Source organism: Acidaminococcus sp., from assembly GCA_022482815.1.
Lineage (GTDB): Bacteria > Bacillota > Negativicutes > Acidaminococcales > Acidaminococcaceae > Acidaminococcus.
The window spans coordinates 2,690,669-2,705,189 of sequence record JAKVOM010000001.1 but is presented as its reverse complement, the minus strand read 5'-3'; the positions used below and the strand labels follow the sequence as shown (position 1 = coordinate 2,705,189).

General features: G+C 49.1%; 11 protein-coding genes and 3 tRNA genes. 10 read left to right on the top strand and 4 right to left on the bottom strand.

Going from position 1 to position 14,521, the window contains the following annotated elements; genetic code table 11:
- Window positions 1–145: 145 nt before the first annotated feature.
- Complete coding sequence (locus LKE33_11690) at window positions 146–988, bottom strand: basic amino acid ABC transporter substrate-binding protein (protein ID MCH3951577.1); 843 nt, start codon at window positions 986–988, stop codon at window positions 146–148.
- A 231-nt stretch (window positions 989–1,219) separates the two neighbouring features.
- On the bottom strand, window positions 1,220–1,450 hold the full coding sequence (locus tag LKE33_11685) for a hypothetical protein (protein ID MCH3951576.1): 231 nt from the start codon (window positions 1,448–1,450) through the stop codon (window positions 1,220–1,222).
- Between the two features lie 295 nt (window positions 1,451–1,745).
- On the opposite strand from LKE33_11685, the gene LKE33_11680 reads away from it, so the two are divergent.
- From LKE33_11680 to LKE33_11665, 4 genes are all read left to right on the top strand, one after another.
- Window positions 1,746–2,177, top strand: coding sequence for a HutP family protein (locus LKE33_11680; GenBank protein ID MCH3951575.1), 432 nt, complete (start codon window positions 1,746–1,748; stop codon window positions 2,175–2,177).
- Between the two features lie 439 nt (window positions 2,178–2,616).
- Window positions 2,617–2,692, top strand: a tRNA-His gene (locus LKE33_11675).
- Between the two features lie 6 nt (window positions 2,693–2,698).
- Window positions 2,699–2,774, top strand: a tRNA-Gln gene (locus tag LKE33_11670).
- A gap of 4 nt (window positions 2,775–2,778) precedes the next feature.
- Window positions 2,779–2,854 (top strand) — tRNA-Lys (locus LKE33_11665).
- Between the two features lie 101 nt (window positions 2,855–2,955).
- Here the strand turns inward: LKE33_11665 and LKE33_11660 are convergent.
- A complete protein-coding gene (locus LKE33_11660) occupies window positions 2,956–4,173 on the bottom strand; it encodes an ISL3 family transposase (GenBank protein ID MCH3951574.1) in 1,218 nt (405 codons plus the stop codon).
- Between the two features lie 272 nt (window positions 4,174–4,445).
- Between LKE33_11660 and LKE33_11655 the strand changes: the two genes are divergently transcribed.
- A complete protein-coding gene (locus LKE33_11655; protein MCH3951573.1) occupies window positions 4,446–4,658 on the top strand; it encodes a hypothetical protein in 213 nt (70 codons plus the stop codon).
- Between the two features lie 178 nt (window positions 4,659–4,836).
- Complete coding sequence (locus LKE33_11650; protein MCH3951572.1) at window positions 4,837–5,721, top strand: 3-hydroxyacyl-CoA dehydrogenase NAD-binding domain-containing protein; 885 nt, start codon at window positions 4,837–4,839, stop codon at window positions 5,719–5,721.
- A 442-nt stretch (window positions 5,722–6,163) separates the two neighbouring features.
- Here the strand turns inward: LKE33_11650 and LKE33_11645 are convergent, their stop codons facing one another.
- On the bottom strand, window positions 6,164–7,042 hold the full coding sequence (locus LKE33_11645; protein MCH3951571.1) for a LysR family transcriptional regulator: 879 nt from the start codon (window positions 7,040–7,042) through the stop codon (window positions 6,164–6,166).
- A 167-nt stretch (window positions 7,043–7,209) separates the two neighbouring features.
- Between LKE33_11645 and LKE33_11640 the strand changes: the two genes are divergently transcribed.
- The 4 genes from LKE33_11640 (at window position 7,210) to LKE33_11625 (ending at window position 14,493) form a co-directional block, all read left to right on the top strand.
- Window positions 7,210–7,764 carry a hypothetical protein gene (locus LKE33_11640; GenBank protein ID MCH3951570.1) on the top strand — a complete coding sequence of 185 codons (555 nt, stop codon included), beginning with the start codon at window positions 7,210–7,212 and terminating at the stop codon, window positions 7,762–7,764.
- Between the two features lie 9 nt (window positions 7,765–7,773).
- Window positions 7,774–8,289 (top strand): NAD(P)H-dependent oxidoreductase, encoded by a 516-nt coding sequence (locus LKE33_11635; protein MCH3951569.1) that lies wholly within the window; start codon window positions 7,774–7,776, stop codon window positions 8,287–8,289.
- Window positions 8,290–8,301: 12 nt separating this feature from the next.
- Complete coding sequence (locus tag LKE33_11630; GenBank protein MCH3951568.1) at window positions 8,302–9,132, top strand: SDR family oxidoreductase; 831 nt, start codon at window positions 8,302–8,304, stop codon at window positions 9,130–9,132.
- Window positions 9,133–9,642: 510 nt separating this feature from the next.
- Window positions 9,643–14,493: a hypothetical protein gene (locus LKE33_11625; protein ID MCH3951567.1), complete on the top strand. Its 4,851-nt coding sequence runs from the start codon at window positions 9,643–9,645 to the stop codon at window positions 14,491–14,493.
- Window positions 14,494–14,521: the final 28 nt, after the last annotated feature.

Sequence of the window (14,521 nt, the reverse complement as noted above, 5' to 3'; positions counted from 1 at the left end):
TTTGGGTATAAAAAGGAACATAAAAAAGCAGACCCTTACGTTCTCTCACAGGAGAAACGAAAGGGTCTGTTTTTACAAGCTTGTGACGCCGCTGATTCGGGTTGGGGCCTCACGGGACTCCGCGAAAGTGCGGCCGGCAAGTTTGTTATAGCCCAAGGGCTTTCTCAGCGGATTCCGGAAGATCCGGAGCGTCCGCGTTGAACCATTTTTTGTAGATCTTTGCATAGGTGCCGTCTTTTTTCATATCGGCAATGGCCTTATTGACCTTTTGCTGCAGGTCTTTGTCGTCTTTGTTCAGGACGAAGCCCAGCAGTTCGGATTTGGAATCGGGGATAGGAATGATCCTGACCTTCCCTTTGCCTTTTCCTTCGATGGTGGAGAAGTATTCGCCAACGGGCTTATCGACGATGGCCGCCGGCGCGTTGCCGACCTGGACCTCGAGGAGCGCCGTGGCGCTGTTATCGAATTGTTTGACGTTGATGCCATGGGATTGTGCGTACTTGGCACCGGTCGTACCGACCATGACGGCTACGGTCTGTCCCTTGAGATCAGCGACCGATTTTACGGTGCTTTCTGTAGGAACGACGATAGCCAGTTTGGATTCGTAGAACGGAGCGGCGAAGCAGACCTTCTTGGCCCGTTCCTTCGTCATCGTCATGCCGGTTGCGGCAATATCGACGGATTTGGACTGGATGGCAGGGATGATACCGTTAAAGGGAATGTTTTCCATTTGCGGCTTCATGTTGAGGCGCTTGGCGACTTCGCGGATCATGTCGATTTCCATGCCCTTGTAGTCACTTTCGCTGCCGTTTGCATCCTTGTCCTTGAATTCGAAGGGAACATATGTTGCGTTCGTGGCGATGCGGAGCACTTTAGCTTCGTCCGGTTTAGCAGTTTCTTTTTTATTGGTATCAGATCCGCAGGCGGTAAAGGCGGCTGCCATGCACAGCGCTGTGAGGCCTGCCAGAATCCTGGTCTTCAGTTTCATGAATAGTGCCTTCCATCTGTTTCTTTAGGATATGAATGATTATACTCTGTGATGTATAAATAGTCAATAGGGAGAGTAAAAAATATGGCGGTTTATAGCGCGTACAGTCGTATCAAGAGTTTGTATCCTCCGTTTCAGCGAAAGATGCCTCTTGGCGCCGGTTACGGCACTCACATAATCTAAAAGTAAAATTATTCATTAAACCAGGCATAAAAAAAGAGCCTTATATACTCAGTAGGCTCTTTTTCCGTATATGGGGTGAACCGCAGGTTTCAGCGTCAGGCGCTTAGCCAGCTCCACGGCTTCTTTGAGGTGCAGGTCGGTTTTGTTTCCCTTATCCTCGTAGATGCACATGGGATTGTCGACGCCGATTTCGCTGCCGGGCATGTAGATGTACTGCTCATTGTCCGGATCGCCCAGGATGATTCCGGCCTTGAGTTGTTCTGCAATGACGACTGACATGCATCTGCCCCTCCTTTGGATAGTTTGAGATTATTGTAACAGGTATATTTTTAAGAAGCAACTACAAGTCGGCGGACTGAAGAAATGAAAACAAAAGCGCTTTTAGATATTGCATTTGGCATTTAGTCAGAACTGCAGCATCTGCTCATAACACCTTAAAGTTAAAGAAATCTATTTTCTACTGACTGCTAATTGATTCGCAGAATGTGGCATAAGTGGTAACTTTCTTGCTATCGACTGTATTAAACTGCTATAATAAAGAGCGTTCAGAACGGTAGAATGGAGAGCGTTTATTATGGCAAATAAGGTGTATGAGAGTATAGATGTAGGACGGGCGGCACTCCGTATGGCACTATCCGCAACGCGGGAGGAAGAAGACCGCCTGAAGGATGCTTTTGCTGCCGAAGGATTCCGTACAGCAGCCGTGAACTTTGGCGGAGAATTTCTTCCGTCCGTGACGAAAATTGTAGAAAGAGCTATGGTGGCGGCAGAACGGCAGCACATCGTAACGGATTCCCACGTCGGGGCCGGTACGGTGGCAGGCGCCGCGCATGAAGCGCTGGCCCAGGTCATGACGAAGGCTTCCGGATTCAATGTGGGCGGCAAGATTGGCATTGCCCGCTATGGGGAGCATGTATGTGTAGCTGTGTTTATGAGCGTCGGCGTATTAAACTTAAATGAGTTAGCTGTGGGTATGGGGCACAGGACGTTGGCAGCGGAAGACTGAGCTTATTAAAGGCACCTCAGATAATCTGGTGCTCGGCTTGCCTCGCACGCATCTTATCTGAGAGCTTTTTTAAGGAATTTCACAGAGCGATTTGCAGAATCCAGCCACATCTGCTTTGTCAGACCGAATTATGACCTCTCGACGTACGTAGTTTGTACGACTTCGCGGCCCTAATTCGGTCTTTCGCGCATCTGTGGCTGTCTTGCAGCAAATCTTCTGTGAAAAAGGGAACTAAAAACGGCGCCGAAAATAAGTATTTTACTGAATTGAGAAGAGAGAATTTAACAATAACCATTCTTCTCTATTTTTCTAAGCACCTTTTATGCAGAATAAGGGGTTGACACCTTGCTGCAAATGAAAAATTAGTGTAAAAAAACATTGACACGCTATACGTAATATGGTAATATAATCAAGTCGCTGGGATGTCCAGTACGACATGGTGGCTGTGGTGAAGCGGTTAACACACCGGATTGTGGCTCCGGCACGCGTGAGTTCGATCCTCACCAGCCACCCCATTTTAATGGGGCATAGCCAAGTCGGTAAGGCACGGGACTTTGACTCCCGCATGCGTTGGTTCGAGTCCAGCTGCCCCAGCCAAGTTGATTCACTAGCTCAGTTGGTAGAGCACCTGACTTTTAATCAGGGTGTCCCGGGTTCAAATCCCGGGTGGATCACCATTTTCTACAGGTACGAACTTCCTGTTCTCGTGTTGAGAAAGGAAGTTCGTTTTTTTAGGTTCTTTGTCAAATGTTGGGGTGCCCCACAACTAAATCGCCTTTTAGGAACTCGGCAAGGCATTTGCCGAGTTCCTTTTTTGCCAATTCACATAGAGAATCCGGTTCCTAAATCTGTTGAAATCACGCATTCCAAATGCAACTCTCTTAACCGTCTTAATCAGGTTGTTACAGCCTTCTGTGAATCCATTGGAGTATGGCTGGATAATTGCTTGAATAATTGCAGCCTCCCAATCTTTAAAAGATCTTAAAATCCCTTTAAAAGCATCTAAGTTGTAGCCCATTACCATAGCTAACCATTTGTTTAGCTCCCGCTTCGCAGCCAATTCAGTCTTCTGCCTCAATACTTTGTGAAATGCTTCTTTGAGTATATATGCACGCCTCAGTTCATCAGATTGAGAGAGGATGCAGCGCAGCTTTACCAGCTCTTCTCCACTTAGTGTTGTTCCCCTCTTTTGGAGAATCCTCTTATTATGTTTCAAATAAGGTGAGGTCTTTGGAAACGTATTTTGAATGTCTTTCCTTACTCTTTCCATAGCCCAGAGAACAAGTCGCTGTACATGGAATCTATCGGCTATCAGTGTGGCATTCGGGAACATTGTTTTATAGACAGAACGAAAAAGGGCAGACATGTCCATTACAACATAGCGAACCCTTCTTCGCTCCGCTTTAGGATAGCGAAGAAAATAACGTATAATCCAGTCTGCATCACGTCTTGGCAGAATGTCGATGAGCTCATTGTGTTCTACGTCTGTAATGCTGACCTGATACTTTTGTCCATGAGCATTGCCCCGGAATTCATCCATGGCCAGGACTTGGGGAAGGTGTTGGGGATGAGGGAAATGAAGGCGGTCAAAGTAACGTATGACCGTTGTAGTAGATGTGTGGAAGTCAGCCGCTATATCTGTGAAGCTGCGCTTTTGAAAACACGACACCATAATCTGCATCTGCAGATCTTTTGATTTGCGTTGATAACGCTGCAGGAACGGGACGGTTTCAAAGAATGTACGACCGCAGCAAGGGCAAACGTATCTTCTTTTATGTAATCGGACAAAAGCCTGTTGGTGCAAAATGGATCCGATAGCAATCCTTTGCCAACGGTAATCCTTGATTCTATCGGTCTTCGCATGACAATTAGGGCATTGGACAACAGCTCGATTCAGTTCCATAATAAATTCAATTTGTTGCTCACTGTGGATGCATTTTTTTATTACGTTACCTTTGACATTCAAGGAATTTGCTATATAATCAAATGTGGACATAGGCCATCTTCCTTTCATTTAGGTTTGGCGATTTAATTGTAAGAGTGGATGCCGTCTATGTCCACTTTTTTATGCAAAAATGGGGTGAGGAAAGAATATTTCCTCACCCCAACATTTATTATAGAACCTTTTTTTATGCCTGCACCTGTATAAATTAACTATATAGTCAATCGGCAGTTCACAAGCAGAAAATTCGAACCTTGTTCATTGCTTGAATCCCCAGGGTGCAAGCGATATAATAAACTTCACAATGGCAGAGGAGGATAGCGACCGTGAAAAGATCTCATGCTGTATGGATGGCAGCGGGCCTGTGTACGCTCCTGGCCGCAGCAGCGGCTTGCACTAAAAAAGGGATAATTCAAATTGAGCAGGGAGACGGAGGGGACTCCGAATTAACTCAGAAACAGCCTATGTTTGTATTTCATTCAAAGGTAAAGGGACATATGGCGATGGATGTGACCCTTAAGGTCATGAAACCGTTTTGACAGAGTGAACCTCACGTAAGAGAGCGGAATCGCATGAACGCCGAGAATGACGTAATGCGGTTCCTTTATTTTTTTAGCAGATCGTCTCACGGGCAGTGCTGAGTGGAATCTTTTCTCCCCCTGTGCTATGATGAATTCGAATTGCTTCAGATTGTTGCCTTGAAAGGAGAGACATAAGATGCAAATTAAGAAAATCGGGATTGCCGGAGCCGGAACCATGGGCTATTCCATGGCGGATATCTTTGCTTCCTATGGATATGAGGTTACGCTTTGGAACCACCGCGTTCCCACCCTCGAACGGGCAAAGACTCTTATCAGTGAAAGCAGCCGCGATAAGATTTGCTATACGACGGATATGAAGGAACTCGCTTCCCGGGACATCGTTATCGAGAATCTGACGGAAGATATAAAGATTAAGCAGGGATTTTATGAGTCTCTCTGCAAAATCGTCAGCGATAACACCATTATTGCGACCAATACATCAGGCCTTTCCATCAACGGCCTGGCAAAATTCGTGACCCATCCGGAGCGCTTCCTGGGCATGCACTGGTTTAATCCGCCGACGCTGATTCTCCTTATTGAAATCATCAAAAACGATAAGACCCTCCAGAGTGTTGCCGAAACGGTAAAGGAACTGGGACAGTCCATCGGGAAGAAACCCGTCATTGTCAACAAAGACGTCCTCGGTTTTGCCGCCAACCGGCTGCAGCTTGCTGTAATCCGTGAAGCTCTTTCTCTCGTGGAAAAAGGCGTCGTGTCGGCTGAAGATATAGATGCTGTCATGAAGTATGGCCTTGCTTTCCGCTGGGCCTGCATCGGCCCGCTCGAGACCATGGACTTTGGCGGCCTGGATACATTCTATCACGTGGCAAGCTACCTCATGGAAGATTTGGATGATCGCCATACCGTCCCGGTGCTTCTGAAGGAACATTACGAAAAAGGAGAACTGGGCGTCAAGACAAAGAAAGGCTTCTACGATTATTCCAACGGGAAGGATGTTGAGGCTACCAGAGCACGTGACGAAAAATTACGTAAAGTGTTTAACGCACTGTATAAAAAATAAAAGGCGCTTTTGGCATATGGCATCTAGCTTTTAGCCTTGCATGCGTAAAAGTAGTGGGTGGTTAGTGTGCAGCGGCTGGTACAATCGTACGAGCCGCTAGTTTGGCTAGATTCTGATAGAATTTGCTGCTGGTACTTAGCTTTTCACATAGTGACCGGCTACTTTTTGGCTTTGCCTTAACTATTGAAATACTAATAATAGCAAGAGCTGTGAAGAAGTACGTAATAGAACTTCTCCACAGCTCTTATTTTATGGAAAGAAACGGGCAATGAGTAAAAAGCTTCTTTTACACTCCCCATGACGTCACTACTTTGCGCGCACCGGGCTAAATGCCATATGCCAAAAGCCAAAGGCGCTTTTTTGTTTTCTTTTATTCATACAGCCGCCTCTGGCGGCCACAGCGTTTTTTTGCGCGAAGCGCCATAGCTTTTATTTCAGCTTTTTAATGAAAGCTTCTCTTGTGCATCTCAACAAGACTTTCCACTAATTCCTTCACTTCCTCCCGCTTATCCTCCTTATGCGTGCACAGCACGCAGGGGATGGTTTCCGTGCAGTCGAAGGGCGTCCAGCAAAAGTCGTCCGTGTGTTCGTGGAGGAACCCCGGGGCGAGGACAATAGCCCGTTTGCTCGCCACATAGGTCAGGGACATATCATGGCTTTCACTGTTGAAATGGGAGCATTCCACGTGGGTAACAACTCTCTTTTGAACGGCCCGCAGGGGTTCCGGACTGGGACCACCGACCATGAGCGTCCTGCCGGCAAGGTCGTTTTCATGGATGAGATCCTTTCCTGCCAGGGAATCATCCGTGCGCGTAACCAGGTAAATTTTGCTGGAAAAGAGGGGATGGACATTAATGTCCGGGATTTGGCGGACATTTTCGTAGAGGTCGAAGATAATATCATATTCCCCTTTGAGAAACCGCGTCAGACCATTGTGCCAGTCAAAGCCCGGGGTCACAGAAGTGTGGGGATGGGCGGCCTCAAAGGCTTCGATGACCCGGGGCAGGAGGGGCAGGGCACTGCGGATAGGCTCTACGATGCGGATGTCCTGGGTATACTTACGGGACACATTTTGTCCTTGTTCCACGGCAATCTTGAGATCCGTCAGAACGTTTCGGACGGTCGTGACAAACTGTTCCCCCGCCGGCGTCAGGGTGATTCCTCGGAAAGAACGGTCGAAGATTCTGAAGCCGATTTCTTTTTCGACCAGTTTGATTTGATAAGTGAGGGTAGGCTGCGAGATGTAGAGAGCTTCTGCGGCCCGGTTGAAATTCCTGGTTTCCATGATGGCGAGGATATATTCCATTTGTTTCGTATTCATAACTGACCTCCAAACTATCCGAACTTACGGAACTATGATTTAAAAATTAAATTAAAATCATATATTTTCAATTTGAAAAATAAAATATCCGCCTTTATACTAACATTAACGAAGCGAGGATGCAACTTCAGTGAAACTGGTTTAGATAAGAAAAGGAGGCTCCGTCCATGAGCGTTTTTGAAGATTTGAGAAATGGAAAACATTATGATATCAGAAATCCGGAATATCTTGCTGAGGCTGGTAAAGAATTTGGCCGCTGTGCCAAGGTCTGCCATGAAATCCGTCAACTGGATCCCGGCAAGACCGATAAAATCAAGGCCTTGGAAAAGGAACTGTTTGCGGGCCGTATGCCTGATGATTCTTATCTGATTCCGCCTTTTGATATCGACTGCGGCTGCCGAGTGAATATCGGGCACAACGTCCTTAGCAATCACCATCTTACTATCATGTCCGTAGGCACGGTGACCATCGAGGACGGCGTCATGATGGGTCCCGGCGTAGGACTTTTTACCGTCAATCATGAGCCGAGAAATATCCGCACCATTATGACAAAGGAAATCCATATCAAGAAAAATGCCTGGATTGGGGCTCGTGTGAGCATCCTGCCAGGAGTCACCATCGGTGAAGGCGCCATCATCGGAACCGGTTCCGTCGTGACGAAAGATATCCCTGATTATTGCGTGGCCGTTGGTAATCCGGCGCACGTGGTCAAAAAGATTTAGGAGGCCGTGATGAACAAGACTTTAGTCATTTATTATTCCCGCAAGGGAGAAAACTATGTGAGAGGCTCCATCAAGAATCTGGTAAAGGGAAACACGGAAGCTGTCGTGGAGAAAATTGCTCAGCTTATGCCCGTCGATCTTTTTGAAGTCGAAACAGAAAAGCCTTATGCCGCCGATTACAATGCATGCACGGAAGAAGCAAGAAGCGAACTGAGTGAGAACGCCCGGCCGCACCTTAAGAAAATGCTCGAAAGCGCGGACGAGTACCAAAATATCATCGTTGCGGGACCGTGTTGGTGGGGTACGTATCCCATGGCCATCTTTACGCAGCTCGATGCCTTGGATCTTGCCGGAAAGAATCTTTTTCCTGTCATGACGCACGAAGGATCCGGACTTGGGCATGCAGCAAATGATCTTCGTAAGCTTTATCCGCAGGCCAATGTCGGTGAGGGCCTTGCTATCCGCGGGGCCGATGTAGGCGCTTCCCAAAAGACCATCGAAGCGTGGGTAAAGAGAAATTTCTAAGGAGGAAATACGATGAAAGATGTACTGCTTGTTATGGGTGCCGGTAAAATCAGTGTCGCCTGTGCCCGGAGTGTCGGCTACAATAAAAAAATTGTCATGGGAGACCGCAGCCTTGCTCATGCCCGCGAGGCGGCGAAACTGTTGACGGAAGCGGGGTTTGATGTGGAAGCTGTGGAAGCAGACCTTTCGAGGCGTGAGTCCATAAAAAACTTTATCCAAAAGGCGCAGCAATTCGGACCCATCAAGATGCTCATCAACGGGGCCGGTGTATCTCCCAGCCAGGCTTCTATTGAAAGTATCCTTAAAGTCGACCTCTACGGGACGGCTGTCCTGCTCGAAGAAGTCGGTAAAGTGATTACACCGGGCGGCAGCGGAATTACCATCAGCAGCCAGTCCGGCTGGCGTATGCCGCAACTGACGCCGGAAGAAGACAGAGCCCTTGCTACGGCGGATACGGAATCGCTCCTTGCGCTTCCTTTCCTTCAAAAAGATCAGATTAAGGATACGCTCCATGCGTACCAGCTGGCCAAGCGCTGCAATGAAAAACGCGTCATGGGAGAAGCCGTGAAGTGGGGAGCCCGCGGGGCACGCATCAATGCCATTGCGCCGGGCATCATTGTGACGCCGCTGGCACTCGATGAATTCAATGGTCCGCGCGGTGATTTTTATAAAAATATGTTCAAGAAATGTCCGGCAGGACGGCCGGGGACGGCTGATGAAATCGCACAGCTGGCGGCCTTTGTCCTCAGTGACCGGGCGTCCTTCATGACAGGCTCGGCCCTTCTGATGGACGGCGGCGCAACGGCCAGCTATTTTTACGGGCCTTTGCAGCCGGGGAAATAATGAGCTGAGTGCCGTTCATAAAAAGAAAAGTAAAAATTGTGTTATTCGGGCATACGTTCCTGAATGGGGTGTATGCTTTATTTCTTTTACACCCTCTACGACGTCACTGTTTTCCGCACCCCAGGTTCAATGTCAGAAGCCAAAGGCGCTTTTTATTTTCTTTTATTTTTGCGCTCTGCCGAAGGCTCGCCGCCTCTGGCGGCCACAGCTTTCTTTTTGTGCGAAGCGCCATAGCTTCGACCCCACCTTTTTCTTATTGTTAACCCCTTGCTTTACCAAGTATTTTCAAATATAAGTTATCATTATTTTGCTACTCTAAAATAATAATTAATGTTATAATATACCGTAATAAAGGGATAAATTATTTGGGAAATTGAAATACATATCGAGCACGGATCAGCGGCTGATGAAGAGGAGTGGGTACCCGCGTCCGGCGGCGATTGGAGACACTGCCAATAGACGCGGGTACCCAATCTGTGCATTTTCCTCTGGAGTTCGAAGGAGGGCATTATGAGATATTGGGTAAATCGAGGAACCCAAAAGGCAATATTACTGGCTGTCATTTGCATGGGTACAATTCCTCTTCATGAAACGACGGTTTATGCGGCATTGCGCTCGGACGGGGGCCTGACTTATACGACGAGTACGGATAGTTCGGAGACGACGACGTACACGTTCAGTAGCGGTACAAGCACCGGCCGGGTTGTGGCCCAATCAGGGGATCAACTGGTGTTTTCCAGTGTGACGCTCAGCACAACTTCTAATACTTCGGTTTATATTCTGACATCTTCCACTGATACGCCGGCTGTTCTGAACAGCTCAATTAAGTTAACTGATTCAACCGCCAATGGAAGGGTTTATGGTGCTTATGCGGATTCAGGCAACGCGACGGGAAACAGTGTCACCGCTACAAGCTCTACCTTGAATAGCAGTGTGATGGGTGGCTATGCAGCTACTTCGGGGGATGTCTCAACAAATAGCGTTACCCTTAAAGATACCAGTGTGGCTGGAAGTGTCTATGGAGGAAATACGGAGAAAGGTGACGCGACGGGAAACACTGTTACCCTTACCGACTCCTATACCACCGATTCTACTACTTATACCGCCAGTAACTACGTCTACGGCGGTTACACGGAATCGGGTGATACCTCGGAAAACGTCGTCTATATTAACGGTTATGCAGTAACAAACAGCGTCGCCGGCGGCTATACAGATTTGGGAGATGCTACGAGCAACGTCGTTACCATTACCGGCGGTACTACTGTCGGACGTGCCGTTTATGGCGGCTATACAACGAGTGGCAGCGCAGATAGTAATACCGTCACTGTTGAAAACAGTTCTACCGTTACAGACGATGTCATCGGGGGGTATGCCGTGTCGGGTACGGCTTCAGGAAATACAACAACTATCACCGATGCAGCCATAAAAGGATCCATCTACGGCGGCGAGGCCAGCGGTGACGTTTCAAATAACGTAGTTACTATCACTTCTTCGACAGGTACAGGCGCAGTCTATGGAGGTCAATCGACAGATGGCAATGCGACTGGTAACAGTGTCACTCTCAATAGCGTTAATAGTACTACTGCTCTGGGAGAGAGTCTCTATGGCGGTTACGCACTGAACGGTACTGCTTCAAACAATGTTGTCACTGTCAAGAACTCTGAAGTAGCAGTAAGTGTTATTGGCGGATACGGAGGCAGCGCGTCGGATAATAAAGTTGAGATTACATCGTCTGAACTTACAGGCGATGTCTACGCCAGCTACTCCATATCGGGCAATGCCACAGGTGGCGTTGTCACCATCAGTGCTTCCAGTGTAACTGGAGAAAATAGCGTCTGGGGCGGTTATTCGTTGTCAGGCAATGCCACCGGAAACAGCATTTCCTTTACCAACGGGTCCAGCGTGGTGTACGCCGTTTTTGGCGGTTATACCCGGGATGGCGATGCAACGGGAAATACGGTTACCATGAGTGACTCGACTGCGGGGAGCTACGTTGCTGGTGGCTACACGGATGAGGGCACGGCCTCTGGTAACGTTGTGACTGTAAGTAGTTCTAGCATCGGCGATGGTGTCTATGGCGGCTACACGAGTGCAGGCGTAGCGTCGGGAAACAGCGTTACTCTTAACAACATTGACGATACCACTACTATCACCGTCGGCGATACTACCGCGACTGTCAGCATTGGCGACAGCGTCTATGGCGGTTACTCGGGAGACGGCACGGCCTCAGATAACAGTGTCACAATTAATGACTCTAAACTGTCAGTGACGGTCTATGGCGGCAGAGGCACAACCGGTGCGACGGGAAATGCTGTTGAACTCACAAATTCGACTGTTTCAGACCATACTGTCTATGGCAGCTATACGACAACATCGGGCGATGTTTCAGGTAGTGTGACCGCAACAGATTCTACCCTGGGAGGCAGTGTTTACGGCAGTTGTACACCATCGGGCAATGCCACTGACAGCAGTGTTACCATCGATAATACTAATGTGGCAAATCATGTCTACGGTGCCTATACGTCATCCGGAAACGCGACAGGAAGCAGTGTCACCATTAGCAACATTGATGGGTCCAGTACTACCATTGGTGATGATATCTACGGCGGCTATACAGAAGCGGGCACAGCCTCGGATAATAGTGTGACTTTGAATAATGCTACCCTGGGGGTAACAGTTTACGGTGGCATGGGTACGACAGGAGCGACGGGAAATAGCGTGACCGCCACGTCTTTGACCACTTCACAAACCGTCTATGGTAGTTATACGACGACTTCAGGTGATGTTTCAGGCAGTGTCAACGCGACTGGATCTACTCTCAACGATGGTGTTTACGGCAGCTATACGCCGTCCGGAAATGCCACAGGCAGCAGCGTTACTCTCAGTGGCACTACAGTGACAAATGCTGCCTACGGCGCTTATACAGGAAATGGCAGCGTATCGGGAAGCAGTATTTCTTTGACCGATGGTTCTACTGCCGACAATATTAGTATCTATGGTGGGTATACGGCTGCGGGTACCGCCAGCGGCAACAGCGCGAGCGTCGATAATTCCGAAGTAGACGGAACAACTTACGGCGGTTATACAGAGGATGGCGACGCGACAGAAAACAGCGTTACAATCAGCAATATTACAAACACTGATGGCTCCATCCTTAAGAACGATGTTTACGGCGGCTATACGGCAGTAGGCACTGCTTCGGATAACACTGTGGAAGTGAACAATGCTACCCTTGATGTAACGGTTTACGGCGGCATGGGTACGACAGGAGCGACGGGAAATAGCGTGACTGCCACATCTTTGACCACTTCAAAAACGGTCTATGGCAGCTATACCTCTTCAGGCGATGTTTCGGGCAGTGTCACCGCGACCGGCTCTACACTTAACAATGGCGTTTACGGCAGCTATACGCCGTCCGGAAATGCTTCAGACAGCACTGTCACCCTCAATAACACCACCGTGGAAAATGCTGCCTATGGCGCTTATACAGGGGATGGCAGCGTATCGGGAAGCAGTATTTCTTTGACCGATGGTTCTACTGCCAACGTTGATATTTACGGCGGCTACACGGCGGAGGGTACTGCCAGTAGCAGCAGCGCCAGTGTCAGTGCTTCTACTGTGAACGGTACTGTTTACGGCGGTATGGGTACGACCGGTGCTTCTAATAACGAAGCGGAAGTTACTTCTTCTACAGTAGCCGGTGACGTCTATGCCGGCTATACGACAACGGGTGATGCCTCGGATAGCGCGGTTACCATTACCTCTTCGACTGTGGACGGCGATACCTATGTGGGCTACTCGTCAGAAGGCGATGCTTCGGATAACACCCTTACGGTGACATCTTCGACGACGGGAGACCTGTACGGTGGTTATACCGTAACGGGCGACGCATCAAGTAACACGCTGACTATCAGCGCTTCTACAACGGGTGACGTGTACGGCGGCTATACGGATATGGGCGATGCCATCAGCAATACGGTGACCCTCGACGGGACCGTCGACGTGGGTGATCTTTACGGCGGTTATACGACCGGATCCGGCGACGTTGTAAGCGGCAACACGCTGAACGTGACGGGCCTGAACAGCAAGGCCAACTCCATCCAGAACTTTGACGCAATCAACTTCTACGTGCCTGCAGGTACCTCAAACGGTGATACCATGCTTACCGTATCAGGAACAACGACGATTCCTTCTACGGGACTTCTGGCGACGGCTTATGTAAACGGCTCTGTCGTACTGAACCCAGGTGAAGAAATTACGCTGCTTTCCGGTACCATCGATACGACGAACGGTGCTTTATCGACAGCCATGTCGGGCACGGTCTACCAGGGCGTTTCTACGGAAACAACGGCTGTGATCGAGACCCGTACGGAAAATGACTCCGGCGACTACATTAAACTGGTTATTCCGGAATCGGAAGAAACGACCTTGAACGAACAGACAAAATCCCTCGTTGAGACGCCGACTTATACGGCAGCCCTCGTCTCCAGCGGCGGTGATTTCCTCGTGGACAGTGCCCTCTGGAATGCCGCAAAGGCTGTGAAGGTGAGTTCTGACTGGACGTGGACACCGTTTGTGGCCGCAGCTTATAAGAATATGCGCTACAACACCGGCTCTCACGTCGAGAGCGACGGCTGGAACACCGTTCTCGGCATTGCGAGACGGTATGAAGATAAGTCAGGCTCGTTCCTCGTCGGACCATTCGTGGAATACGGCAACGGTGACTATGACAGCTACATTGACGGCGGCATCCATGCCAACGGCAATGCCCACTATATTGGCGGCGGTGTTTTCGCACAGAAGAACTTCAACAGCGGCTGGTATATCGACGGCAGTGTCCGCGGCGGCCGCGTAAGCGCCGACTACAATTCCAATGACCTCTTGATCGGTACTACGAGAGTCCACGAAGACTACGATTACCGCACGCCGTACTATGGATTCCATCTGGGCTTCGGCAAAGTGAACAAGTTTGGCGACAACGTTCGCCTTGATACGTATCTGCGTTACCTGTATAGCCATCAGGATAGTTTCGGTGCAAAGCTCGCTACAGGTGAACACTATGAATTCGATGACGTCGACAGCAGTAAGATTCGCATCGGCACGCGCTACATCCACGATGAAAAGGATCTCGGATCCTGGTACGTGGGGGCTGCTTATCAGTACGAATTCGATAACGAAAGCACTGCTCACTTTGGCGGCGGAGATACACCGAGCCCATCCGTCCAGGGCAGCAGCGGCATGATGGAACTCGGCTGGGAAGGCAAAGGCGGAAAGAATTTGATTTACGACCTGTCTTTGAGAGGATGGATTGGGAAGGAAGAGGGAGCTAGTGTTAGGGCACTGGTGAAGTGGACGTTCTGATGGAAAGTCAGCGCACAAATCGCGCTAA